Here is a 23,362-nt window from a genome sequence, read left to right as displayed (position 1 = left end):
AATCATATTAGAAAAGGAAAAGAAACGTTCTATCTAGAAAGGAAGTGCTCCATTTTACGGAGGCATCTATGAGTGATACATCAATCAAATTAACGCAAACCCCAATTCACAAACTATTTTTATCGTATTTATTCCCCTCACTACTCGGTATGATTTTAATGTCTGTCAATATTCTTGTAGATGGCATTTTTGTCAGCAACGGAGTCGGACCGCTTGCCTTAGCGGGAGTCAATATAGCAGTTCCTATTTTCTCTATATTGTTATCCATTTCTCTATGGATTGGAATGGGAGGTGCAACTCTTTACTCTATCGAAATGGGCAAGGATAACATACAGCAAGCTCGCTCCATTTTTATGCAGAGCCTATTAATGACCGTGAGCATTGTTGGTGTACTTGTTATTATTTGTCTTTGGAAACAAAAAGAGATTGCTCTGCTTTTCGGCGCAAGTACTAAAGTTCTTCCCTATGTTGAAGACTATCTTCATGTCATTCTTCTTTTCGGTCTCATATATGTATTAGAAAATGTTTTAAGCATTTTTATACGAAACGATGGGAATCCGAAACTAGCTATGATTGGTTTAATCACCACATCAGTCTTAAATATCATCCTGAACTATATCTTTATCTTTCAGATGAACATGGGTGTTAGTGGAGCTGCATATGCAACAGCACTTTCAACAGTCGTAGGTTTATGTGTACTTCTTTTGCATTTTTTACGAAGCGATAGCCATTTACGTTTTAATTTGAAAACATTCCACTTTAACTTTAGTAATATGAAAGAAATTTTAAAAATCGGCTCACCAAGCTTTATTACAGAAGGTTCTACCGCTATTGTAGTCGTAGGCTATAATATTGCCTTTAGTCATTTCGTTGGTGAAATTGGCGTCACCTCTTATGCTGTAATCAATTATTTACATGCCGTATTTATCATGCTTTTCTTTGGTATAAGTGCAGCCATACAACCAATTGTAAGCTTTAGCTATGGGGCAAAATTAACAGAACGACTCAAAGCTGTCTTGAAATTGGGACTTCTTGCTGGCATTATTGCAGGTATACTCATTATTCTTGTGGGATGGCTCCTTGATGATCAGTTGATCCAAGCATTTAGCGTGCATGACCCTGCTATCATTGAATTTACAAAGCAAGGCATACATCTTTTCTTTATTGGCTATTTGTTTCTTAGTTATAACTTGCTGTATGCAGAATTTTATCAATCGATTAAGAAAATACGCTTATCGATGATTATCATTCTTATGCGTTCCCTTGTATTATTCCTCCCCTTGCTCTATTTATTGCCTGCAGCGTTTTCGGGCAAAGTACTTTGGTTAGCCTTTCCTATTGCAGAAGGAATGACTGCTATTGGTATACTGTTATATCAGTTAAAAAATAATCAAAGCTAAACGGTACATGAATAAGTTTCTTCTATTATATAGGTAGCCACTATTTCCTCTTTAGAAATAGTGGTTTTTACTTATTTTCCAAAAATAATTAATTTTCTAAAAAATGTTGCTATTTTTGTCAAATTTGCATATGATTATTTCAAGGAATTGGAAGCACTTCCAACTTCATATTTTTAAAGGGGGATTTTGTATGAGTCAAAATTTAGCTCACTCGTTAGAAGAAAAACAAGTTGTGAGCGATCATTTGGGGCAAGAACCAAATGTTTTGAATGGCCTGACAGAAGAAAAGTATGTATCTATTTCAGAAAGTTCTGAATTTAAAGCGCTTGTAAAAAAGAAAAATAGTTTTATTGGATCTATTTCAATTCTATTTTTAGGTCTCTACATTCTATTGCCTATCTTAACCTCTTTCACAACAATTTTGGATGGAAAAGCCTTTGGTGATATTACCTGGGTATGGATTTATTCTTTAGGATTATTTATTATGACGTGGGTACTCTGTATGCTTTATGTCAAAAAAGCAAATGTATTTGATCAAGACAGCGAAAAAATTATTGAAAAAGCGAAGGATGGTGGCTATTAATGGGAGCTATTGGGATCTTATTCTTCGTGGCAATTGTAGTGCTCACTTTGATTGTTACGTATATTGCATCGAAAAGAACAAATTCAGCTAGCGAGTTCTACACTGCCGGCGGTGGCCTAACAGGTTGGCAAAACGGCATTGCGATTGCTGGTGACTATTTATCTGCTGCTTCATTTTTAGGAATAGCAGGTGCTATTGCTTTATTTGGTTTTGATGGTTTCTTCTATAGTATTGGCTACTTGGTCGCCTATTTAGTTGTTTTATATATTGTAGCTGAACCTTTACGAAATCTTGGACGCTACACATTGGCAGATATGATTACTGCACGTTTTAATCAAAAGAAAGTTCGTGGGACTGCTGCTATAAGTACAATAGTAATTGTGTTATTTTACATGATTGCACAATTAGTTGGGGCTGGTGCACTAATACAGCTTTTGCTAGGAATAGACTATTGGATAGCTGTATTGTTAGTGGGCGTAATGATGACAATTTACGTTCTATGGGGCGGGATGGCCGCTACAAGTTGGGTACAAATTATTAAAGCTGTTCTTTTAATGATCGGTACTGTTATTATCTCATTCCTTGTACTCTTAAAATTCAATTTTAATATTCTTGAAATGTTCCAAACTGTTAAAACATCAACATCTCATGGTGAAGCTTATCTCAATGCTGGCGTAAAATATACTAACGGCTTTGATACATTATCTGTGATGATTGCTTTGGTTTTAGGTACAGCGGGTTTACCTCACATATTAATGCGCTTCTTTACTGTAAAAGATGCAAAAACAGCCCGGAGCTCAGTTGTAAGCGCAACATGGATTGTTGGTATCTTTTATGTCCTCACTATTTTCCTTGGTTTTGGAGCCGCTGCATTTGTAGGGTCTGAAAAAATCGTTTCAGCCAATGCAGCCGGAAATATGGCCGCACCACTTCTTGCTCAAGCATTAGGCGGAGACTTGTTAATGTCATTTGTTTGTGCAGTTGCTTTCGCGACTATTTTAGCTGTTGTTGCCGGATTGGTATTATCAGGTGCTTCTGCTTTCGCTCATGATATTTATGGCCAAATTATTCGTAAAGGCAAAGCAACAGAAAAAGAACAAATGAAAGCTGCACGTTATGCTTCTATAGGGGTTGCGGTAATTTCTATCCTTCTTGCATTAGGTGCTCAAACATTAAATGTAGCTTTCTTAGTATCGCTAGCATTTTGTATTGCAGCAAGTGCAAACTTGCCAGTTATTATTTACACTATCTATTATAAGAAATTTAACACAACAGGTGCTGTTTCAGCAATGGTAACTGGACTAGTTGTAGCATTGATTCTTGTAGCATTAAGCCCTAATATTTGGAGTCCAGAAGGTACGGCTATTCTAAAAGGGACAGCATTGTTCCCTCTTACTAATCCAGCAATCATTTCAGTTCCGTGTGGTTTCTTAGCAGGTTGGATTGGTTCACTAGTAGGTCAAAAATCAGATGTTCGCAAGTATGCAGAAGTAACTGTGAAAGCGAATACTGGACTTAAAAATAGCTAGCTAATAAAAAAGAGATTGGGGGTTGATTCTCCTGATCTCTTTTTTATTCTCTCTATTACGTAGTCATTATTCTATCTCTAATGAAAAAACATAAGCCGCATCTCCATGGTATTGTTTCCCTTTTTCATCGGTATCCCACCATACACTATATACATAATAATACACACCCTTTTTTGTTGGGGTTTTGAATTGTCCATCACCTTTTAACTGTATTTTCTTTTCCTCATTACCTTCCATTAAAGATAAATGAACTTCGGTTGGCTGTGGCTTATAATCCATCTTAATTTGGGCTATTGCCTTAGATGTAAGCCTGATTGGCTTTTTATTTTGTAATAATTCTGGAGGTCCTACCTTGTCAACACACATATTTGTCCAGCAGAATGAACCTTGAGTCGTGCTATACTTTTCCCCATTCAATTCTACAAAAACAGACGGAGGACGGTCACCTGGTAATCCCTTCTTATTGGATGTAGTGCAGCTGCTAAGGATACAGCTCAATAAAATATAAACCAATATCAATCCTTTTTTGATAAAAATACACCCCTAATTTATCTATATGCTAGACCTAAAAACCAAAGACAATATAAAAAAACATCCGCCCAATGTGTTTTCACTGAACGGATCTTCATACTCTCGCTTAGAAATATTTTAATTTAAGCAAATCATTAAAAATCTTATTTATACAATCCTTCTTTTTTCAATTCATGATGGTCTTCATCAACTTTTTATTCGGTACATTATGTTTAAAGCCAATTGTATTTAGCTGTCTGATCAATTGCGTCTCTGTCATACGTGTACTGTTTTTTTGGATATATTCAACTGGAAAACTTGAGGGATGAAATACTTTTGCACCTTCAAATAACCATTTAATTCGATAACTATCATGGGATTCCTGGATCCTTTTTCTTGCTTGGCTAGATTGATCATCATAACCAAATTGAAATCCACAGCACTGGCAAATTTCACCAGATCCACTAAGGTTACTATCATACGGTTTCTTTGCTAAACCCATAAAACCACATACAGGGCATCTAAACTTTTTCATATTCCTCACCTCATTTTGATTTTTTAACGTTAACCAAACTTTAACCTAAAAAATTACAAAAATCAACATGAGGTGACGTTGAGAAGTATTTTTCGATTTTCTTCCATAGGTAAAAAGTTATTTTTATTACGACTAATTTGTATCAAAAGTATGAACTACATTTCCTCTAATAGTTCTTATGAATATAAAACCTTTATTAACCATAAGGTAAATAGACATTAAAAAAGAAGAAAAAATTTCTTTGGTTCTTTTTTCCTCTTTTTTAAAAGTTTTAAATTTTAATAATATTCCCTATTATCATAGTGTTTAAACGTTATTGATTTGAAGATTTCTTTTTAAAAAACTGTATCACTTCTTCTTGGATATATGGAGGTACTCCATGACCATCTTCGAATCCCTTAAAAGTTACTTCTGCATCATAGCTTAAGAAGAAGCCTTTGCTTTCTTCCCCCCATTGATAAGGAAGAACGTAATCCATAGTGCCATGTGCAATATAAATAGGAAGGCTATCAACGGATTTCTTTTTATAATCTGTCTTAACAAAGTCTGGAATATAGCCGCTTAATGCTACAACTCCCGCTAGTTTTTGATTTCCCATTACAAATGCTAAAGAATTGGCCAGCACGGCACCTTGGCTAAAGCCCAAAATATACAACTCTTTTAAGTTAAGCGGGAACTCAGTAGCTGCTTCTTCTATAAATTTTGCAATATGGATAACAACTTGATCAAATACATGGCGATCCGGTTTTCCGAACTCTTTGTCATGATAGAAAGCATAACCAGGTTCTTGAAGGATGGGGCCCTGCAAGCTAAATATAAAGTAATCTTCTTTTAATTCTTGCACTAGCTGTGGCAAGTCTTCTTCATTGCTTCCCATTCCGTGCAGTAAAAATATTGCAGGATATTTCTTTCCTTCTACAATATTTGTTGGAGCAGAATAAATAAATGTAAATGGTGATTTCATAATCATCTTCCTTTCAAGGATTATATACACTATCATAGCATAATTTTTAAACTGGACTTTTGACTATATCCTAATAGAATTTCTATAGATTTCACCAGATAGCTTCTGAAACGACGTATAAGGAAGTAAAAATAGCGTGGCTATGTTTGCCACGCTACTCATTGTTCGCTTTATATTCATTTTCCTCTAGCTCTAGCTGCCATTCTCTTTTGCGGCCAACGAAACCTAGACAAAATGAGATAAGATGAACTAGCAAAAAGGAATTTTCATTAAAATACCAATTCACAGTAAAATAATTAAAATAGCTTTGATGTTTCAAAACAGACATCATTGTCTTCCCTTTTTTTTCAAATCCATTGATTGTCTCTTGAATTGTCTGATATTCACCTGTAATGGCAATAACCAAAATAATGATTATAGCAAGTAGTAATATCCCAGGTCTTCGCAACGGTCTAATAGCAAAGTACTTTCTTCCGACTGTCCAGGTTATAAATAAACTTAAAAACAAAAAAGGAATTAATAATACGATTGGTACAATTGCTGTATTGGCATGGTTGATTGACTGTGTAGGCTTTCCTGTGAAGAAAAACTCGATGGCAAGACAGCCAAAAAACGAGATGGCCAGTGAAATATACCAGGCTAAATTGCGCACTGCCATCTTCCTTTCTATTCTTTATATATTTTATCGCATTTCATTTAGAATTTCAGGAATCCCTTCTATTATAGCATTTGGAGTTACACTGTAATGGGATAATTTCTCTGCTTTCACTTCCGCAGCTCTAGCATGTAAAAATGTAGCGCATACTAACGCTTGTTCAGGGCTTGCATGTTGACATATAAAGGACAGAATAAGGCCGGTTAATACATCACCGCTACCTCCCCGTGCTAGCGCATCATGTCCATGGGGATTTACCCATGTATTACCATCTGGAACTTCAACAATAGAGCGATGACCTTTCAATAATACGTATACACCATGCTCTTTTGCAAATTGCTTTGCTACCTCTAATCGATTACTTTCAATTTCTTCTACACTGCAATCTAAAAGTGCTGCCATTTCACCCGGATGGGGTGTAATAATAACAGGGCCCTTGTATTCCTTCAATAAATGGAGGTAATCCTTAAGATAGAATAGGCCATCCGCGTCTATAATAATAGGCTGATCGTGGCATTTACTAAACAAGATCTCCAATATTTTTCCGCCATGTTTAAAACGACTAAGTCCAGGACCTATGGCAATTGCCTTATATGTAGAAAATGAAATTTCAGAAAGCGATGCTGGAGATATGTGGTCTTCTATATTTGAAAGCTTTATATATAATGCTTCTGGCAACTGAGATGCTGAGATTGCATAATTTTCTTCCGGCACAGCTAATGTCACAAGCCCAATTCCTGAGTGAAATGCAGCTTTGGCGGAATAAATAGGTGCTCCTACATATGAACTAGAGCCTCCTATCACAATACCATGGCCAAATGTTCCTTTATGACTGTTTGATGGTCTCTTTGGCAATTGTGCATAGACATCTCCGTTTGTAATTAGCCTTGGCAGAGATTGAGTGGATTTTTCTGCAAGCTGATAAGGTACTGAGATATCTGCAATTTCCCATTCACCAATATACATTGGTCCGTCTTGCAAGAAGAATCCTTTTTTAGGCATCACAAAAGTAACGGTACGATCAGCCTTGATGGCCATTTCTGTAACTAGTCCGGTATCAGCCTCCAAGCCTGAAGGAATATCTACTGCTAAAACATAAGCAGTAGACTCATTTACCATTTCAATGACTGAACGAAATGGGTCTTTAATTATGCCCTGCATCCCTGAACCTATCATTGCATCTATAATAATAGTAGCACAGTTTATTTTTGACTGAAGCTTATCCTTATCCATTGTCGCCATTGTTAAATAGGGAAGACCTCTATTTTTATAGACTAAAAAGTGGGTAAGTGCATCTCCCTTTAATGTCTCCTCTTTAGGCAGAAGGCACAATTCCACATTATATCCATGATCACATAACTTTCTGGCAGCTACAAATCCATCGCCGCCGTTGTTACCGTTACCTGCTAACACAAGAATGCGCGCGTCTAGGTCATGGTATGTTGACAAAACTGAAGACACGATAGCAGAACCTGCATTCTCCATTAATACAGCACCTGGAAGCCCGACCTGTTCTATTGTAAATTGGTCAAGCGCAGCTAAATCTTGCCGACCGCCTATGTACATGAAAATCACTTCTTCCCTTTTTTGTATATGTACTATGCATATGTACTTTATATATTATAATAAGAAAATCTTAATGTTGCCAATGCACTTATCAGAATATTTAAACCTCTAAAATCTTTTCATTCATATGAAGAAAGAAGTCAAAAAACCAATTAATACTAGCCACATTTTACCTAAACTTTCTATATCTACTCAAGAGATATCTATATTTTAATGAACCCTATAGCTATTATACCTAAATTTTAATCTTACGCCTACTTAGTTTAGGGACTAAAGACCTTAGACGATTTACTTTATGATTTTAAATCAAAATAAAGAGGAAGTTAAAAACTTCCTCTATATTCAAATCCCTAATTTTTAGCTATTCTTTTTTATATTTTTAAGCAATCCTCCATCATCCTTATAAGTAATTTGAGCAATCTTACCTTCTTCAGGTAAAGTAGCAATCCCTTTAATTTGATACTTCTTTGTTGCATGATCTCCCTTCTTATAGTTAACACTCACAACAAAATGATAGTTGTGATTTTTATCCGTTTTTTCTATCTCCATATCTTTCACATTTATTTTTATATCTTTAGATTTCAGCGTATAATTAAATGCTGATGTTACAAAAAAAGAAGAGAATCCAGTTTTTGTGAAGTATGGCTTGTATAATCCCTCAACATAATTATGCAGTTCACTACCGTATGAAGCTTTCAGCATTTTCTTTCCTTCTATTATTGTAAAGTTTTCAGGATTATGAAGAATTTTATTATACTCCTGCTTAGGGCTTGTAAATTCTGTTTTTAGTACATGCTTTATTGATTGTACATTTTTATCGACGATGTTCTCATTTTCTTCTACCATAACTCCCGCTTGTACTTTTTTCCCTTCTATCAATTTAGCGCTCGAACATCCAGCTGCTATTGATCCTACTATGGCAATCCCTAAACACATACCCATTAAACGTAAGTAACTCAAAGATTTTCTAATCATCATACATCACCCTTCTTTTTTTATAATGTACCTATGAAGAAGACTTCTAAATCTGTAGTCTAGTATGCTTTTTTTGTTTGCTATACATCTTACGTAGAAAAAAAAGCATTTAGCATTACAGGAATTTTAAAAATCTAGCTATACTGACATCTAAATGTAATAAATAAGATCCTTTTTTAATTCATAATTTGTATGTTTTAGTTGTACAAAGCAATATGTATAGGAAAAGTTAGATATTAAATTAACCATAAACCAAATTTCCTGCTCACGTCTCCTTGCATATATTAAAGTGAATTAACAATTTAGCAAGCATAGTCGGACGACCTTCAATAGTACCCCTATTCATTCTTTTTTAATCATTTAGACTGAATTGTAACTAATAAAGGAAGAAAGAAAAAATGAAAGCTTCAACACTTTTAGACGATTTCATACTACAGTGTTATTGCAGTATAAAATAGGGTATGATAATAGAAATAATTGTTGAAAGAAGGACCAATAAAATGAAGAAATGGCCAGTGTTATGTTCGTTATTCTTAGCTGCTTCAGTTCTTACAGCTTGTGGTAACGATGCAAATCAAAAAAATCAGGATCAAAAAGAAGATGCTTTCTTAACAGAAAAATCGAAGGATGCTATATCGAAAGCTGATAAGCACCAAACTAAAGATATAATTGAAACCAAAGTAACAGGTCAAAAAATGTCAAAAGCAGAACAAGAAAAATTAACTCAGTTTATTTCTGACTATCCTGTTATGCGTTCCGAAGCTATTGCCTCAGGTAACTTTGAACCACTTGCAAACGAAGCAATCATGCATGACACAAAGTTATATGAAAATTTATCAAAACAAATTCCCACAAAACATAAGCAAGGCGATCTAGAAGAAGTCAATAAAGTAGAGATTGTTTCAATTGACCGTAAAAGTGATACAGATTTTGTTGTGAAAACCAAAGAATATATTAACGAAACGAAAAATGGAAATAAATCTCTTAACGCCTATGACAGAACATATTCTGTATATTACGATTATGTGGATGGCGATGAAAATAACAGCTTCTTCAAAATTTCCGATTTAAAAGAAACTAAATTTTAAAAGGAGTAAGCATTTGCTTACTCCTTTTTTTATTACTTATAACTCCCTATTATCTTTACTGCTTCTTCTGTTAGTGAAGTATCAATTGCCTTATCAAATTCAAATGTTCCCTTTGTTGCCCCATTTTCTTTATACATATTATATTGATTCTGAATATCCTCCATACGCATTTCACCATTCGGATCTAATCCCGTTACATTTACCTTATCCCATATGGCTGGATCTTTTAGAGCTGTGTATTTTGTCATAATACTGACAATCTCCGCTTTTCCTTTTCCTTTCGTAAAGGCATCATTATAATCTCGGACACCTTTTAGATAAGCAAGCATAAAGCGAAGTGACACATCACGGTCTGTACTCACGAATTTCGGTGAAGCCAAAACTAAAGCAATTTGCGAATCTGGAGCAAAATCAGTTGCATCCTTAAAACGATGGATAATCCCTTTTTCAACACCTTGTGCAATCAGAGGCTCTATGCTAAGCGCAGCATCAATAGAACCGTTTTGTAACGCTCCTAGCATACTACCAAAGTCAGACATAACAACTGTTTCTACATCTTTCTCGGTAAGTCCCGCATGGCGAAGCATTAATTCATAGATATAACCATCAATTGAGTTTCTAGAAGAAATGGCAATTTTTTTACCTTTCATATCTGTATAATCCTTAATTACATTTTTCATTTTATCGCTTATAACGAATGTAAAATAGGATTTACCTGGCATATTATGACCCTTATCCCCTACTATTTTTACATCAATTCCTTGAGCAATAGCATTAAAGAATGATGCTGTCGAAATGCCGCCTGCCATTTCAACTTCTCCAGCAGCAAGTGCTGGCAACATATCATCACTATTTGCAAATTGAGCAAATTCTACCTCAATATTGTAATCTTTGAAGTACCCTTTTTCATTGGCAATATAAAAACCTGCACCAGATGCCGCTCCATCTTCAGCTATTTTTACTTTCACCTTTTTCTTTAAAGGTGCAAGATCGCCTGATGGATTTTCTTTACTCACAGTATTATCCACTGGTTTTTTTGTATCACTTCCTTTTTCTGTGCAACCTGCAATCAATATTGCTAGAAGTAGAAGTGGTAGTACCAGCCCTCTTTTAAGCCATTCCTTCATCATATTCCCTCCATCCTAGCTTCTAGACTTTTGAACTTCCTCATGTAGATGGTTTAATATCTCTATAAAATGTTCTGCAGTTTTTTGATTTGCGCGCATCTGTTCTATCTTCCTCGGTCTCGGGCTATCATTTTTTATTTCTTTTATAATCTTACCGGGTTGTGCACTCATTAATAGAATTCTGTCACTCAGCAGCAGTGCTTCATCTATACTATGTGTAATAAAAATAACTGTCTTCTTTGTCTCTTCCCAAATCGAAAGTAACTCTTCCTGTAAGATAAATTTATTCTGTTCATCAAGAGCCGCGAAGGGTTCATCCATTAGTAAAATTTCCGGATCATTGGCAAAGGCTCGAGCAATACTAACTCTTTGCTTCATACCACCAGACAGTTCTTTTGGATAGAGCTTTTTAAACTGATCCAGCCCCACTTTTTGTAAATAATAATCTGTTCTTTCTCTAACTTGCTGTATGGGCAGATGCCGCATTTTTAAACCAAAGGAAACATTCTCTTCTACTGTCAGCCATGGGATAATACCTCTTTCTTGAAAAACCATTGATTGAAGAGGACGATCTTTCTTATCTTGTTTAATTTCAATTTTTCCTGCGCTTAATGTTTCCAAATCTGCCAGTATTCGAAGCAAAGTTGTTTTCCCACAACCGCTTGGCCCTACAATACAAACAAACTCTCCCTCTGCGATATCCATAGATACCTCATCTAAAGCTGTAACACTTGCATTTTTTTTATAAAATACTTTAGTCAAATTTTCGATTGAAATTTTGGTGTCCACTTACTCACCTCCAAGGTAATATTTTCTTTTGGATAAAACGAAGCAGCAAAGAAAATAAATAGCCAAAAAATGAGATGAGAATAAGCCCTACAAACATTTCCTGTAGCATAAATGCTTTGTAAGAAGTCCATATCAAATAGCCTATGCCAGATGTGGCACCCATCATTTCAGCTGCTACGATTGTTAATAACGCAATTGCCTGCCCCATCTGAATACCTTCCATCATAACCGGGAGCGATCCAGGAAGCGCAATCTTAAAGAAGAAGTCCTTAGAGCTCGCGCCATAATTTTTTGCAACATCTAAGTAAATGGAGTCAATGTTTATAACTCCTGCAGTCGTGTTGATTACTACTGGGAAGAATACACTACCTGCAATCGTCACCACTTTGGAGAAATCGCCAATTCCAAAAAGAATAATAATAATTGGCAAAAGCGCCAATGTTGGTATTGGCATCAACGCCATGACAATTGGTGATATGGAATGTCGAATGGGAGAGTATAGGCCCATTAATAAGCCAATGACAATACCTGGTATTGCCCCGAGTAAGAATCCACAGAATATCCTGTAGAGAGAAACCCACATATGGTGAAATAATTCACCGCTATAAATCATAGAAAAAAGAGTTCCAATAATCTTAGTTGGAGGCGGAAAAAATCGAACATCAATCAAATTGGTTCGGGAAAGGCATTCCCACACCAACAAGAGAATAATTGGTGAAGCAATCGTAAGCATCTGCTTCATGCGTTCTTTTAACCGTCTCTTCTTCCATTCTTGTTGTTCAACTTCAACCGCTTTATGAGAAATTTTCATATTTTCTCCTGGTCTCATCCTTCACCACCTCTTCACTTAAAGGATATGTCACTATTTAAAAAAGTGTGTCGCTAGCCTAAAAAAGAAAAAACATGATCAGTATAAACTGATCATGTTTTTTGGTGGTGATTGCACAATATCTACATGGATTAAAAATGTCTTGCCTTTGCAAGGCTTCTCAAAATTCGATTAGACAAGGTTACTTCTGTCTGACCGTTAACTTGAGATTTTTGATGTTTAATCCTACTCCAGAGCTGATGAACTTTTTGAGATTTTGGATCAAGCTGTTGTTGTTTACTCATTATGTTCTTCCTCCCGACATGTAGTTTTAAAATTGTGAATCCTAGATAGTATTGATAACTTTCATGATTTTATTCAAAAAAAAACACATAAAAAAGCCCGGGAAATAAATTCCCCGAGCTTGATTTCACTTATCCTCTTCGGCGATTAAATTATGCAAGCTTCATTTTTGACCTTTTAATCTAGCCCACAGTAGCTGAACTTCCGCAAACAGTGGAACAATCGTTCTACATGCTCATCGGACTTCACTCTCCAGATCATATGGTTTACGATGATTAAAAATAACTGACAAGTCTACACCACGAGTCTTCACTCCGTTTCAACTTGATCATTACTATTTAATCTGGTCTAGAGACATTGAATTCTTGTTTGTTAGCGCTTTTTTGGCGGCATACTCATGGAATTCTTCCTCCTCATCATCGAAATGACGATTAAATGGTTAAAGAATCGCTATGTTGCCCAAGACTACTCCACGGGTCTTCACTCCGTTTCCTTTCTTTGGCATGGTACATTTTAATCTGCGGTCGAGCTTTACTACTCACCTGGACTTGGTTCACCCATTGGTTAACCCCTCCTACCAGAAAAGGATTTATAAGTGAAATCATTAATAGTATACCTTCTGTACATTTTTTTAAACCATTTTTTTAATTTTATTTCGAAAAAATTTAGTTTATCTTTGATTAAATTATTTATTCAAATAGGATTATTAAGGTTATTTAAATTATTAAATAACCTTTTGGGCTTCTTCATATCTCGTAACAAGTACTTGCTTTTGATGATCTTGGCGTTTTATTAGAATACTTATCATTTGATACCATTGATTACATGCTTTAAAAGCATCTTTATATTCATCTGAATCAGGGTCAACAGGTTCCTCACTTTCAAAAAAGATAAATTCAAAAATAGGATGTGCTAGGTTGTCCAATACTAATTTTAGGCTTACTTTCGAAATGCCCTCTTCTATGTCATCTTGCTCTTCTTCACTAAAATCTTCATCATTTAAATCATCGTCTTCTTTCTGGGTATCGAAAACTTCGATATGGTCTACGTTCTTCAATAAAGAACCCCCAAGTATTCCTCCTCTTGCTATAAAAGCAAGCTGGTTCCCATCTTCTTCAATCGCCGCTTCATACACTTCAGGAAATAGATATTCTTTCACATCAAAAGATTCCCCTGTATCCTTTCTTATGGCAGTGAAAAGGGTTTGGGAAGCCTCATCTATAAATAATGCTTGAAGATAATCATCTGATATTGTTTTATGTGTGAAAGGAAGATGTTGTAATAAATCATCTACTTCCTGTTCTAATTCGGCAGTTCTTTTTTTTTCAGATTGATTTATCATATAAATTCCTAATCTAAATAATAACAATGAACCAATTAAACATATAAATTTCGCTTCAAGTGTAGGAACGATGAAAGTGAAAACAAAAGCAGCAATACTGGTTAGAAATAGTAGTATAAATTTCATATGCAGACTCCTTTTTTATTATATTAAGCAGAGGTTGTCCAATGCCTACACATTATTCCTATGCACTGTTCCTATTCAATATGTTGAATGTATAAAAAATATGCTATAAATGTTCATTGCCCTCTTCCCCAGAAAGGTTGCTTGTTTTTTTCATTTTTCTACTGATTTTACCCGGTACCCTTCTTTTAGCTGTTCAATACTTAAACCAAATGTCATCTGAAAATGTGGATCATCTTTAAAGCTCGGCCAATCACCGCCCCATTCCAACCCTAATTTTTTGCCAAGATCAGCCACCTCGTACCAATCTGCTTTGCTGTTTTGGTTACCGTCATATTGCGTATTCCATATAATATTGCCAGAATGATCAACCAACGCAAAATCAAATGCAAGTCCATAATTATGGTACGACTCCCCAGCTTTCGTATAAGTAACAATACGCCCAGGTCTAGAGCGTCCTTGTTGATAGATTTGATCTTGCTTTGCAAATGATCGAATTCCTTCTGTGATAACTATATCGATTTTCTTTTTTGCTGCCTGATTAATTAATGTATTTTTCTTTTCTTCTACAATTGGGTTTAGTTCCGTTGGAAGGGGCGCATCCTTCCCTAAATAAGTGTATGATTTTTCTTCCCGCTGTTGAATTGATGTGAAAAGCTTGGGATAAAAAATTAAAATAAGCAAACAAATAATAATCATAATAGGCAATATAAGAAGTGCATAGTGGTATGCCTTCAATTTTATCGACTCCCCTTTGAAATTGAAGTAGCAGTGTCCTTTTACTCTTATGTTATATGTAAATAGGAAGTTTAGTAAAAATTTCATTTACTTTTCCACGTCTATTCTTATCATTTTTTTAGGTTATATACGGTTTTGTTGGATTTTGCTCTTTAGTGCTTTGTTATGTTTTTATTATATAGACTAGCGAGGTTTATAAAAATAATAAAAAATATTCAATACATAGTAAATTCGTTTTTTTAAACAACTTTAATTATGTAAACTAATAATTCTTAAAAAGAACAAAAAAAGAAGCTTTTTATGTCTTTTTGACATAAAAGCTTCCCTCACTATTAAGCTTCGTTTATCTTTACCAGTTGCTTTTTGACTATTTTTTCTATACTTGTTTGATATTCATCTAATAATTGAGCAACAAGCTCTGAAACTGGCAAAATTTCTTTTATGCTGCCAACTCCCTGACCTGCACTCCAAATATCCTTCCAGGCTTTTGCCTCATCAGCTTTGTGTACAATTTCTAATTGTTGAGGCTTTTGTAAATCAGTTGGCTCTAACCCAGCATTGACAATACTCTGTACAATAAAGTTTGCATTCACCCCACTAATTTTATCCGTATAAATAATATCGCTGGCGCTTGCTTCAACAGTCATTTCTTTATATTTTCCGCTTGCCATCGATTCGGCAGTAGCAATTAGTCTTGTCCCCATATAGGCAAAATCGGCACCTATTACTTGAGCAGCAAGTATATCTTCCCCACATGATATAGATCCCGCTAAAATAATAATCCCGTTAAAGAATTTTTTCACTTCATGCACGAAGGCCATAGGATGTAAGGTACCTCCGTGACCACCTGCTCCAGCACATACTAATATAAGTCCATCAACCCCTGCTTCCATTGCCTTTTTCGCATGTTCTATGCTGATGACATCCGAAAAAACAAGTCCTCCATATTCATGTACGGTGGTTGCAATATCAGTTGGTTTTCCCAAAGATGTTATAACCAGAGGAGGCTGATATTTTTTTACCAATTCCACATCCTCGTGATAACGTGTATTTGTATGATGTACAATCAAATTGACTCCCCATGGTGCAACAGTACTTCCTTTCTTTGTTGCATCCTCTAACTGTAAAGTGATTTCTTTCATCCACTTCTCTAGCTCTTCATTCGTTCTTGCATTTAATAAAGGAAAAGTGGTCGCTATACCCGATTTGCATCCTTCTACAACTAACTCAATTCCAGACACTAAAAACATAGGGGCAGCAATAACAGGCAATTCCATAGAATTTAGGCGTTCCTTTACACTATTATGATTATACGACATTTTACTTAATAGCCTCCTTTATCCAATTTTACTCTACTATAATATTACACAATTCTGAATTTTTGTACAGAAAACTATTTAATTATCATAATGAGGATTGTAAAATCAATTATAAGGGAATAGTTAAAAAAGCTCATGCATATGATAGCGAGTATGCTTTTGAGAGGGGTTAAATACTCTCTCGGCTTATTAGCCGTGATGCTTCTTTTGCAAATAAAAATGTTTAAACAGAATTTGGAGGTCATACAATGATTGTCAAACAAAAATATGTAAATAAGCATGATGTTATTTTTTGCAAGGAAAGTGATTCAATTTCATCTGTGTTAAAAAAGCTTTACTCCTCGGGTTATCGTTGCATTCCAATTTTAGATGATAAAGAAGAAAAGTTTGTTGGGAATGCCTTTAAGGTTGCAATTTTAGAGTATAAGTTAGAACATGGTAATGATGAAGATATTCCTATCGGGGATTTAGCGGCAGATCCTGATGGTACTATCGGAATGGAAAGCTCATTTTATGAAGTGTTTTTTACAATCAAGCGATTGCCATATTTAACGGTACTAGATGAAAACGATAATTTTGCTGGTATTCTTACACATTCTCGTGTCTTTGAACTATTAGAAGAAGCATGGGGGTATAAGACAGGAAGCTGTGCGTTAACGATCGCTTTGCCAGATCAAGAAGGTATCCTTGCAAAAACCTTATCAGTGATCCGCAAAAAATGGCCTGTCCATTGCGTGTTCTCTATTGATGATGATGATTGGTACTTAAGGAGAGTTATCGTGACACTAGCCAAAGGAGCAACAGATCAAACAGTCAAGGAAATTGAGGGGATATTGCATAAAGCTGGTGCCCGCCTTGTAGATGTTGAGATATTTAAAAAAGATAAGATTGAGCATCACTAGTACAGTATCAATATAACCAAGTTTGCCTCTTGACTTTATAGGGATTCGGCGTTACACTATATATGTCATTAAGGCAAACGGGCGTATGGCGCAATTGGCAGCGCACCTGACTCTTAATCAGGGGGTTGTGGGTTCGACTCCCACTACGCCCATACAAATTTTCATGATATCTAAACTGTAGATAGACACTAGTTTGTGTTTGTCTGCAGTCTTTTTTATGAATGAATGAATTATTACTTATTAGCTTCCTAATAGAAATTCTTCTATTGTATAGATGTTGCATAATCTAATATTTCTTGAAAAAGAATATTCCATTCGCTATGATACGCTGAAACCTCCTCAGGATTTATAAATATTCGTTGTGTAGATTCATACTTTCCTTCAAACGGAAGTAGACTTGTTATTTCCATTTTGTAAAATACCTGAAATCCTATTTGGGGATATGGGCTGTCATCTGTCCATGCAGGATTTTCACTATGGTCAACAATAATGTATCCTAACAAAGTACACTCCCCATCAATATAAGCTTCTTCCCTCGCCTCCCGCTTAAAGCATTCCTCTGGTGTTTCACCAGCTTCAATATGTCCACCAGGAATATCCCATCCTCTATGTTTTAAATCAACCAACAAAAAATTATCATCGTAAAAGCAAAAACCATGTACACTTGTAATTTCATTAATTAAGGGAAGTAAGCAGTCTTTTTTCCAAGTTAATTTAACTCTAGCTTCTCCCCACTCTGCATAGGTAGTTGTCATATTTCACCTCCAAAAAACAATTCCAACAAACGTTTTTAAAATATACTGAATATTATAATTTGTATATTATCATATACTATTATAAAAAGTATTATGTATTTCTATTTTGAGAAAAAACAAGGAAACCTTAGCTAAGGTTTCCTTTTCAATTATAACTTTGTGTTTTACTTTAATCTACGCTTGACGATTTCATCGATCATTTTTTCAAGCAATGCATGTTTTGCTCTGCTTCTTCCCAAGGAACAGCATACCCCTTGCCTCTCGCGCAAAATATGCTGGATGATGAATATTCCGGATCAGCGTCTTTTCGATAATTAATTCTTTCAATGGTGTCTTCAGGATTATGACATTGATCAAACCCGCAAAAATTCAATGTTATTGCACCTTTGCCATTTGTATATGCAGCAAATACAGTACTATAATCCATAAACGTAGAGACAGGTACCCTTCCTTCCAAAATAGCTTGATTACCATTCATAATCGGCGCTTCAAAAGTACCGCTTGCCTGCTGAACATCTGTCATCATTCGTCCGATATGAACTTGGTCTGTCTTCATTTTAAAGAAATAGTATGGTTCTAATAATTGAATACTCGCTTTTTCGAGTCCTTGCCGTATTGCACGAAAAGTGGCCTCACGAAAATCCCCACCCTCTGTATGTTTTTCATGTGCACGCCCCGTCAGTAATGTAAATTTGACATCTGTTAGAGGGAAGCCTGTTAAAAGTCCATTATGCGACCTCTCAAAAATATGATGTTCGATTAAACGCTGATGCCCGGTAGATAAATCATCATCATGGCATCTATTTTCAAATAATATGCCTGCACCTCTTTCGGCTGCCTCCATCAGAAGATGTACTTCTGCATAATGTTTTAACGGCTCAAAATGACCGTACCCAATTACAGTATTACTGATGGTTTCCATGTATAAAACTTGGGGGCTTTCAAAATGGATATCGAGAGAAAAACGCTGTTTTGCTACTTCTTTCAGTACTTCAAGTTGAATAGCTCCCATGACATGAACACGGATTTCTTGAAATCTCTCTATCCAACTGACTTCTAAAGAAGGATCTTCTGCTTCTAATAATCTAAAGCATGCTAATACGTCCTTAATATGATCAGTCCCATCATTCACAACAGTAGATTGCAATGTTGGTATGAGTTCAAAAGGCATTTGCGCAATGCTCTTTGTTCCAACGACATCTCCAATATTTGCATTTAAAATGCCAGTCACTGCAAATATTTCTCCTGCTTGCACTTCTTTAACTACCTTATAATCATTCCCATTGTAAAGCCTAATTTCGGTTACTTTTTCAGGGGTTCCACCTAGTTCAAGTACATCTCGAACCGATAACTTTCCTGCTTGTGCTTTCATAAATATAATTCTTTGCTTTTTATCATCATGGCGGATTTTAAACACATTCGCTGAAAATGGCAGTGCCTCATCATAGCTGGTTCTCGCTAAAAGCATAATTTGCTCAAAGAATTCGGTAATTCCTTCATCTTTTAAGGCAGAGCCAAAAGCACAGGGAAAAGCCTTTCCTTCTATCATCATCTTTTGAAAAGCTTTCTTTACATCCCCTTCAAGCAGAGATTGGTTGAAATATTTTTCAAGTATTTCTTCATCTCTCTCTGCTACCCATTCAATCAGTTGATCTGATACTCTACCATTTGTAAATTCGTTTGTTATTGGAACAATGTTCTTTGACAAGTTTTGCCGCAACTCATGTAAAACTGCCTCACCATTTGCTGTATCTGCATCCATTTTATTAATAAAAATAAAGGTGGGGACGTCATGTTTTCTAAGTAAAGACCAAACTGTTTCTGTATGTCCCTGTACACCATCTAAAGCGCTAACAACAAGTATGGCATAATCCATTACAGCGATTGCTCTCTCCATTTCTGGAGAAAAATCGACGTGCCCTGGCGTATCGATAATGGTATATGTATCGTCTCCCATTTCAAGCCTTCCTTGTTCTGCAAAAATCGTAATGCCCCGTTCTCTTTCAATGGCATGATGGTCTAGAAAAGCATTTTGGTGGTCCACCCGACCTCGTTCTTTTATGCTATTAAATTGATATAATAAATTTTCGGATAAGGTGGTTTTTCCAGCATCCACATGCGCTAAAATACCAATAGTCACAAACACATATAATCCTCTTTTCTTGTATCTTCTTTCGTCTATTATAACAAATAGAAAGATAAGCAATAGAGAATGAGAGTTAACCTATGCCCATTCATAAGGTGTTTCTTGATAAACATAGTAGTTAAGCCAGTTTGAGAACAAAAGATGTGTATGCGAACGCCAGGTATTTAACGGCTGATTATTAGGGTTATCGTCTGGATAGTAATTACTCGGTATAGCTATGTCATTACCCCTAGCCAAATCGCGTTTGAATTCTTCACTTAAAGTTTCAGCATCATATTCTAAATGACCTGTTACCATAATCATTTTTTCGTCGTTTGATATAGCAATAAACAAACCTGCTTTTTCTGATTTAGAGAGTACAGATAAATTAGGATGTTCCTCCACTGCGTGTACCGAAACAGAAGTATGGCGTGAATGTGGTGCTACAAACACATCATTAAACCCTCGTATTAGTTTTGCTGTTGACTCCTGAACAGTATGCTGAAAAACACCAAAACATTTTTGATCTAATGAGTATTTATCAATTCCATAATGATAATAAAGCGCTGCTTGCGCTCCCCAGCATATATGAAGTGTTGTCGTGACATTAGTTTTGGACCACTCAAGAATTTCTTTCATCTCTTCCCAGTAATCCACCTCTTCAAAGGCCAACGTCTCAACTGGAGCACCTGTAATAATTAATCCGTCAAAACGAAACTCTTTTACTTCATTAAATGTTTTATAGAATGTATCTAAATGAGATTTGCTAACATTTTTAGAGATATGCGTAGCGGTATGTAAAAATGTAACAGTAACCTGTAATGGTGTATTGCCTAAAAGTCGAAGAAGCTGCAGTTCGGTTTTTTCTTTCTCGGGCATTAGGTTTAAAATAGCAATGTTAAGCGGTCGGATATCCTGTTGATTTGATCTACTTTCATCCATGACAAAAATCTTTTCTTTTTTTAATAATTCCGTTGCCGGCAAATCTTTCGGAATATTAATTGGCATTAAATAACCCCCTTTTCTTTATAAAACAAAAACCCCTTTTCCTTACAAGAAGAAAAGGGGCATTGATATGCGTGCACTCTTATCTTCCAAGATTTAATCTTGCAGGATGTAGCACCTTTCTGCATACACAGAGGTTGCTGAAGCGTCATAGGGCCTTCCCCTCAGCTTCTCTTGATAAGAAATATAAAATTATATTGATCGTAACATGATTATTATAAAAATTCAAATAATTAAAAACTATAAATTAAACTTTTGGATTGATTCAGAAAGTTTGTTATTCAAGTGTGAAAGCTTCTCTGCCGAATTTAAAACTGCTTCAATTGCTGCCAATTGTTCGGAAGAAGAGGCACTTACTTCCTCACAAGCTGCAGCTGATTCTTCAGAAGTGGCTGTCATCTCTTGAATCATGTCTATTACTTCATCTTTATAGCTTGTGATCTTAAATGTGTCATTTGAAATATTATCAATAGCCTCTTCTAACTGTAAAACTAAAGAAGAGATATTGTTAAACAATTCACTAGTAGAATCTACCACAACCAACTGATCTTGAAATTTGTCTTTCGTAGAATGCATTTGTTCAGTGACTATTTTGGATTCTCTTTGCAGAGCCTGTACTGTTTCTCTTACTTCTTCTGTGGCTTTAGCTGTTTGCTCAGCTAATTTTCTTACTTCTTCTGCTACAACTGCAAACCCTTTCCCTTGATCACCAGCTCGAGCCGCTTCGATGCTTGCATTTAAAGCCAACAAATTCGTTTGATTTGAAATATTTCGTATGGTTTCCATTACTGTATCAATAGAGAGTATTTGTTTTTCCAAAGATGCAATTTTTTCCGCCATACTAATTAGATTACTTTCCCAGCTAGAAAAGGCAGCCTGAAATTGTTCCATTTGAGATTGACCTTCTTTGTTAACTCCTTGTGCTTGTTCAGCAATGTCTTGCATTGATATTGTCTTATTCTTTATTTGGTTAATTTGATTACTTAAAGCATTAGCATGTTCAAATGCAAGATCTGACTTTTCAGCTGAGTTACTCACTCCTTTAGCAATCTCTCCGATTGCAGCCGTCACTTCTTCGCTCGAAGCTGTTGTTTCTTCGACAAGCTTGTTAAGTTGCTGAGAGTGGTGGCCTACTTCTTGCGATGTTCGATTTACCACTTGAACAATGGATTTCATGCTGTTTATCATGGAGTTAAAATCATTCGATAGCTGTCCTACTTCATTAGAACCATTATAGGTTGCAGCAACATTTAAATCTCCGCCAGATGCCTTGTCCATTAACTTTCTTAAAACAGCAATAGGTCTAGTAATTGAAGAAATAATAAGAATTAAGACAATAAATAAAAGGGCTAATAATATAATAGAAAAAATAAGAAAGAAGTTTCTTATATCGTGTGCTGCCTGTTCTACTTTTTCCTTTTCATAAACAGCAGCGACCTTCCAATTCAAGTTAGGTAATGTGTTATACACCGTAATCATTTTTTTGCCTTGATTTGATGCTTCCACCACACCAACCTTTTCTTTGTTTACCATCATTTTTTTCACATAGCTGTATCGGCTTAAGCTTTTTCCTTCTTTTGAAGGGTGAACAATAGCTGTCCCATCCTCTGCAATTAATACTGGATAACCGTCAAAACCAAGTTTTCTTTTTGACAATTCTTTCGATAAATCTGAGAGTAGGATATCTGCACCTACAACACCAATTAACTTACCGTTCTTCTCTATTGCTTTAGCTGCAGTAATGGTATATGTTTTGGTGGCTTCATCTAAATAAGGCTTTGTCCAAAAAACATTTTTGGGGTCATTCACAGCATTTGTATACCATTCTCTAGTTGTAGGATCAAAATCATCTCCTAATTCTACAGAAGGCTGGATTTCAAGTTGCTTATCAGGTTTTGCGAAATAAACAGAGGTAGCTCCGTCATAATTATCTAAAAATTCTGAAAGTTTTAGGTTGATTTGTTTCGCAGTTCCCTCAAGCTCTTGATTTGCTGAAAATTGAACAACACCTTTTTCATATCCTTGTAAAAAGTAATCAATAGATGCCGACATCTCTGTTACTATTGCTTTGCTTTGTGAAATAAGATTGTTGTTAGTTTTCTCATTAACAATATATGTACTAAATAGATTCAAAACCACTAGACTAATTAGTACCAATACCATAACTGCACTAATAATTTTCCACTTTATCGTTTTCCCCATCACACTAACTCCTTTCATA

Annotated in this window: 22 protein-coding genes, 1 tRNA gene and 1 riboswitch; of the genes, 6 read left to right on the top strand and 17 right to left on the bottom strand. The window is 35.5% G+C overall.

Going from position 1 to position 23,362, the window contains the following annotated elements; genetic code table 11:
• Window positions 1-68: 68 nt before the first annotated feature.
• From RST01_RS00525 to RST01_RS00515, 3 genes are all read left to right on the top strand, one after another.
• Window positions 69-1,400 (top strand): MATE family efflux transporter, encoded by a 1,332-nt coding sequence (locus tag RST01_RS00525; RefSeq protein WP_147193409.1) that lies wholly within the window; start codon window positions 69-71, stop codon window positions 1,398-1,400.
• Between the two features lie 190 nt (window positions 1,401-1,590).
• On the top strand, window positions 1,591-1,983 hold the full coding sequence (locus tag RST01_RS00520; protein WP_147193408.1) for a DUF485 domain-containing protein: 393 nt from the start codon (window positions 1,591-1,593) through the stop codon (window positions 1,981-1,983).
• Window positions 1,983-3,512 (top strand): solute symporter family protein, encoded by a 1,530-nt coding sequence (locus RST01_RS00515; protein WP_147193407.1) that lies wholly within the window; start codon window positions 1,983-1,985, stop codon window positions 3,510-3,512. The genes RST01_RS00520 and RST01_RS00515 overlap by 1 nt, the downstream gene beginning before the upstream one ends.
• Before the next feature lie 66 nt (window positions 3,513-3,578).
• On the opposite strand, the gene RST01_RS00510 is transcribed toward RST01_RS00515, so the two are convergent.
• The 6 genes from RST01_RS00510 to RST01_RS00485 form a co-directional block, all read right to left on the bottom strand.
• A complete protein-coding gene (locus RST01_RS00510) occupies window positions 3,579-4,025 on the bottom strand; it encodes a hypothetical protein (protein ID WP_147193406.1) in 447 nt (148 codons plus the stop codon).
• A gap of 184 nt (window positions 4,026-4,209) precedes the next feature.
• Window positions 4,210-4,557 carry a hypothetical protein gene (locus tag RST01_RS15900; RefSeq protein ID WP_184117479.1) on the bottom strand — a complete coding sequence of 116 codons (348 nt, stop codon included), beginning with the start codon at window positions 4,555-4,557 and terminating at the stop codon, window positions 4,210-4,212.
• A 313-nt stretch (window positions 4,558-4,870) separates the two neighbouring features.
• Complete coding sequence (locus tag RST01_RS00500; RefSeq protein WP_147193405.1) at window positions 4,871-5,521, bottom strand: alpha/beta hydrolase; 651 nt, start codon at window positions 5,519-5,521, stop codon at window positions 4,871-4,873.
• 154 nt (window positions 5,522-5,675) lie between these two features.
• Window positions 5,676-6,173: a hypothetical protein gene (locus RST01_RS00495; RefSeq protein WP_147193404.1), complete on the bottom strand. Its 498-nt coding sequence runs from the start codon at window positions 6,171-6,173 to the stop codon at window positions 5,676-5,678.
• Window positions 6,174-6,203: 30 nt separating this feature from the next.
• Window positions 6,204-7,742: an NAD(P)H-hydrate dehydratase gene (locus RST01_RS00490; protein WP_147193403.1), complete on the bottom strand. Its 1,539-nt coding sequence runs from the start codon at window positions 7,740-7,742 to the stop codon at window positions 6,204-6,206.
• A 357-nt stretch (window positions 7,743-8,099) separates the two neighbouring features.
• Window positions 8,100-8,720 carry a hypothetical protein gene (locus RST01_RS00485; RefSeq protein ID WP_147193402.1) on the bottom strand — a complete coding sequence of 207 codons (621 nt, stop codon included), beginning with the start codon at window positions 8,718-8,720 and terminating at the stop codon, window positions 8,100-8,102.
• A 497-nt stretch (window positions 8,721-9,217) separates the two neighbouring features.
• Here RST01_RS00485 and RST01_RS00480 point away from each other — a divergent pair, with 497 nt between their 5' ends.
• A complete protein-coding gene (locus tag RST01_RS00480) occupies window positions 9,218-9,805 on the top strand; it encodes a TcaA NTF2-like domain-containing protein (protein WP_147193401.1) in 588 nt (195 codons plus the stop codon).
• 32 nt (window positions 9,806-9,837) lie between these two features.
• Here the strand turns inward: RST01_RS00480 and RST01_RS00475 are convergent, their stop codons facing one another.
• The 7 genes from RST01_RS00475 to RST01_RS00445 form a co-directional block, all read right to left on the bottom strand.
• Window positions 9,838-10,932 carry an ABC transporter substrate-binding protein gene (locus RST01_RS00475; protein ID WP_147193400.1) on the bottom strand — a complete coding sequence of 365 codons (1,095 nt, stop codon included), beginning with the start codon at window positions 10,930-10,932 and terminating at the stop codon, window positions 9,838-9,840.
• A gap of 15 nt (window positions 10,933-10,947) precedes the next feature.
• The gene (locus RST01_RS00470) at window positions 10,948-11,721 is read right to left on the bottom strand and encodes an ABC transporter ATP-binding protein (protein WP_244946629.1); all 774 of its coding nucleotides are present in this window, start codon (window positions 11,719-11,721) and stop codon (window positions 10,948-10,950) included.
• A gap of 4 nt (window positions 11,722-11,725) precedes the next feature.
• Window positions 11,726-12,532, bottom strand: coding sequence for an ABC transporter permease (locus RST01_RS00465; RefSeq protein WP_147195031.1), 807 nt, complete (start codon window positions 12,530-12,532; stop codon window positions 11,726-11,728).
• Between the two features lie 149 nt (window positions 12,533-12,681).
• A complete protein-coding gene (locus RST01_RS00460) occupies window positions 12,682-12,834 on the bottom strand; it encodes a YpzG family protein (RefSeq protein ID WP_147193399.1) in 153 nt (50 codons plus the stop codon).
• Window positions 12,835-13,556: 722 nt separating this feature from the next.
• The gene (locus tag RST01_RS00455) at window positions 13,557-14,300 is read right to left on the bottom strand and encodes a hypothetical protein (protein ID WP_147193398.1); all 744 of its coding nucleotides are present in this window, start codon (window positions 14,298-14,300) and stop codon (window positions 13,557-13,559) included.
• 150 nt (window positions 14,301-14,450) lie between these two features.
• Complete coding sequence (locus RST01_RS00450; protein WP_244946627.1) at window positions 14,451-15,035, bottom strand: M15 family metallopeptidase; 585 nt, start codon at window positions 15,033-15,035, stop codon at window positions 14,451-14,453.
• A gap of 332 nt (window positions 15,036-15,367) precedes the next feature.
• Window positions 15,368-16,354, bottom strand: coding sequence for an NAD(P)H-dependent flavin oxidoreductase (locus RST01_RS00445; RefSeq protein WP_147193397.1), 987 nt, complete (start codon window positions 16,352-16,354; stop codon window positions 15,368-15,370).
• Window positions 16,355-16,602: 248 nt separating this feature from the next.
• Here RST01_RS00445 and cbpA point away from each other — a divergent pair, with 248 nt between their 5' ends.
• A complete protein-coding gene (gene cbpA / locus RST01_RS00440; protein WP_147193396.1) occupies window positions 16,603-17,256 on the top strand; it encodes a cyclic di-AMP binding protein CbpA in 654 nt (217 codons plus the stop codon).
• A 79-nt stretch (window positions 17,257-17,335) separates the two neighbouring features.
• Window positions 17,336-17,408 (top strand) — tRNA-Lys (locus RST01_RS00435).
• 111 nt (window positions 17,409-17,519) lie between these two features.
• Here RST01_RS00435 and RST01_RS00430 read toward each other — a convergent pair.
• The 4 genes from RST01_RS00430 to RST01_RS00415 all read right to left on the bottom strand — a co-directional run bounded on the left by RST01_RS00430 (window position 17,520) and on the right by RST01_RS00415 (window position 23,343).
• Complete coding sequence (locus RST01_RS00430) at window positions 17,520-18,011, bottom strand: NUDIX hydrolase (RefSeq protein WP_147193395.1); 492 nt, start codon at window positions 18,009-18,011, stop codon at window positions 17,520-17,522.
• A gap of 196 nt (window positions 18,012-18,207) precedes the next feature.
• Window positions 18,208-20,157, bottom strand: coding sequence for an elongation factor G (locus RST01_RS00425; RefSeq protein ID WP_147193394.1), 1,950 nt, complete (start codon window positions 20,155-20,157; stop codon window positions 18,208-18,210).
• Window positions 20,158-20,235: 78 nt separating this feature from the next.
• Complete coding sequence (metA, locus tag RST01_RS00420; RefSeq protein ID WP_147193393.1) at window positions 20,236-21,144, bottom strand: homoserine O-acetyltransferase MetA; 909 nt, start codon at window positions 21,142-21,144, stop codon at window positions 20,236-20,238.
• A gap of 76 nt (window positions 21,145-21,220) precedes the next feature.
• Window positions 21,221-21,325, bottom strand: a riboswitch (SAM riboswitch).
• A 56-nt stretch (window positions 21,326-21,381) separates the two neighbouring features.
• Window positions 21,382-23,343 carry a methyl-accepting chemotaxis protein gene (locus RST01_RS00415; protein ID WP_184117478.1) on the bottom strand — a complete coding sequence of 654 codons (1,962 nt, stop codon included), beginning with the start codon at window positions 23,341-23,343 and terminating at the stop codon, window positions 21,382-21,384.
• Window positions 23,344-23,362 lie beyond the last annotated feature (19 nt).

Source organism: Rummeliibacillus stabekisii (genome assembly GCF_007988965.1).
Classification (GTDB): domain Bacteria; phylum Bacillota; class Bacilli; order Bacillales_A; family Planococcaceae; genus Rummeliibacillus; species Rummeliibacillus stabekisii.
The sequence above is the reverse complement of the archived record's forward strand: the minus strand, read 5'-3'. Positions and strand labels throughout refer to the sequence as shown.

What these genes read in the sequence shown, in the direction of transcription:
- RST01_RS00525 (WP_147193409.1), top strand. Translation starts at nt 69, where the DNA reads ATGAGTGATACATCAATCAAATTAACGCAAACCCCAATTCACAAACTA.
- RST01_RS00520 (WP_147193408.1), top strand. Translation starts at nt 1,591, where the DNA reads ATGAGTCAAAATTTAGCTCACTCGTTAGAAGAAAAACAAGTTGTGAGC.
- RST01_RS00515 (WP_147193407.1), top strand. Translation starts at nt 1,983, where the DNA reads ATGGGAGCTATTGGGATCTTATTCTTCGTGGCAATTGTAGTGCTCACT.
- RST01_RS15900 (WP_184117479.1), bottom strand. Translation starts at nt 4,557, where the DNA reads ATGAAAAAGTTTAGATGCCCTGTATGTGGTTTTATGGGTTTAGCAAAG.
- RST01_RS00500 (WP_147193405.1), bottom strand. Translation starts at nt 5,521, where the DNA reads ATGAAATCACCATTTACATTTATTTATTCTGCTCCAACAAATATTGTA.
- RST01_RS00490 (WP_147193403.1), bottom strand. Translation starts at nt 7,742, where the DNA reads ATGTACATAGGCGGTCGGCAAGATTTAGCTGCGCTTGACCAATTTACA.
- RST01_RS00485 (WP_147193402.1), bottom strand. Translation starts at nt 8,720, where the DNA reads ATGATGATTAGAAAATCTTTGAGTTACTTACGTTTAATGGGTATGTGT.
- RST01_RS00480 (WP_147193401.1), top strand. Translation starts at nt 9,218, where the DNA reads ATGAAGAAATGGCCAGTGTTATGTTCGTTATTCTTAGCTGCTTCAGTT.
- RST01_RS00475 (WP_147193400.1), bottom strand. Translation starts at nt 10,932, where the DNA reads ATGAAGGAATGGCTTAAAAGAGGGCTGGTACTACCACTTCTACTTCTA.
- RST01_RS00465 (WP_147195031.1), bottom strand. Translation starts at nt 12,532, where the DNA reads ATGAAAATTTCTCATAAAGCGGTTGAAGTTGAACAACAAGAATGGAAG.
- RST01_RS00460 (WP_147193399.1), bottom strand. Translation starts at nt 12,834, where the DNA reads ATGAGTAAACAACAACAGCTTGATCCAAAATCTCAAAAAGTTCATCAG.
- RST01_RS00455 (WP_147193398.1), bottom strand. Translation starts at nt 14,300, where the DNA reads ATGAAATTTATACTACTATTTCTAACCAGTATTGCTGCTTTTGTTTTC.
- RST01_RS00445 (WP_147193397.1), bottom strand. Translation starts at nt 16,354, where the DNA reads ATGTCGTATAATCATAATAGTGTAAAGGAACGCCTAAATTCTATGGAA.
- cbpA (WP_147193396.1), top strand. Translation starts at nt 16,603, where the DNA reads ATGATTGTCAAACAAAAATATGTAAATAAGCATGATGTTATTTTTTGC.
- RST01_RS00430 (WP_147193395.1), bottom strand. Translation starts at nt 18,011, where the DNA reads ATGACAACTACCTATGCAGAGTGGGGAGAAGCTAGAGTTAAATTAACT.
- metA (WP_147193393.1), bottom strand. Translation starts at nt 21,144, where the DNA reads ATGCCAATTAATATTCCGAAAGATTTGCCGGCAACGGAATTATTAAAA.
- RST01_RS00415 (WP_184117478.1), bottom strand. Translation starts at nt 23,343, where the DNA reads ATGGGGAAAACGATAAAGTGGAAAATTATTAGTGCAGTTATGGTATTG.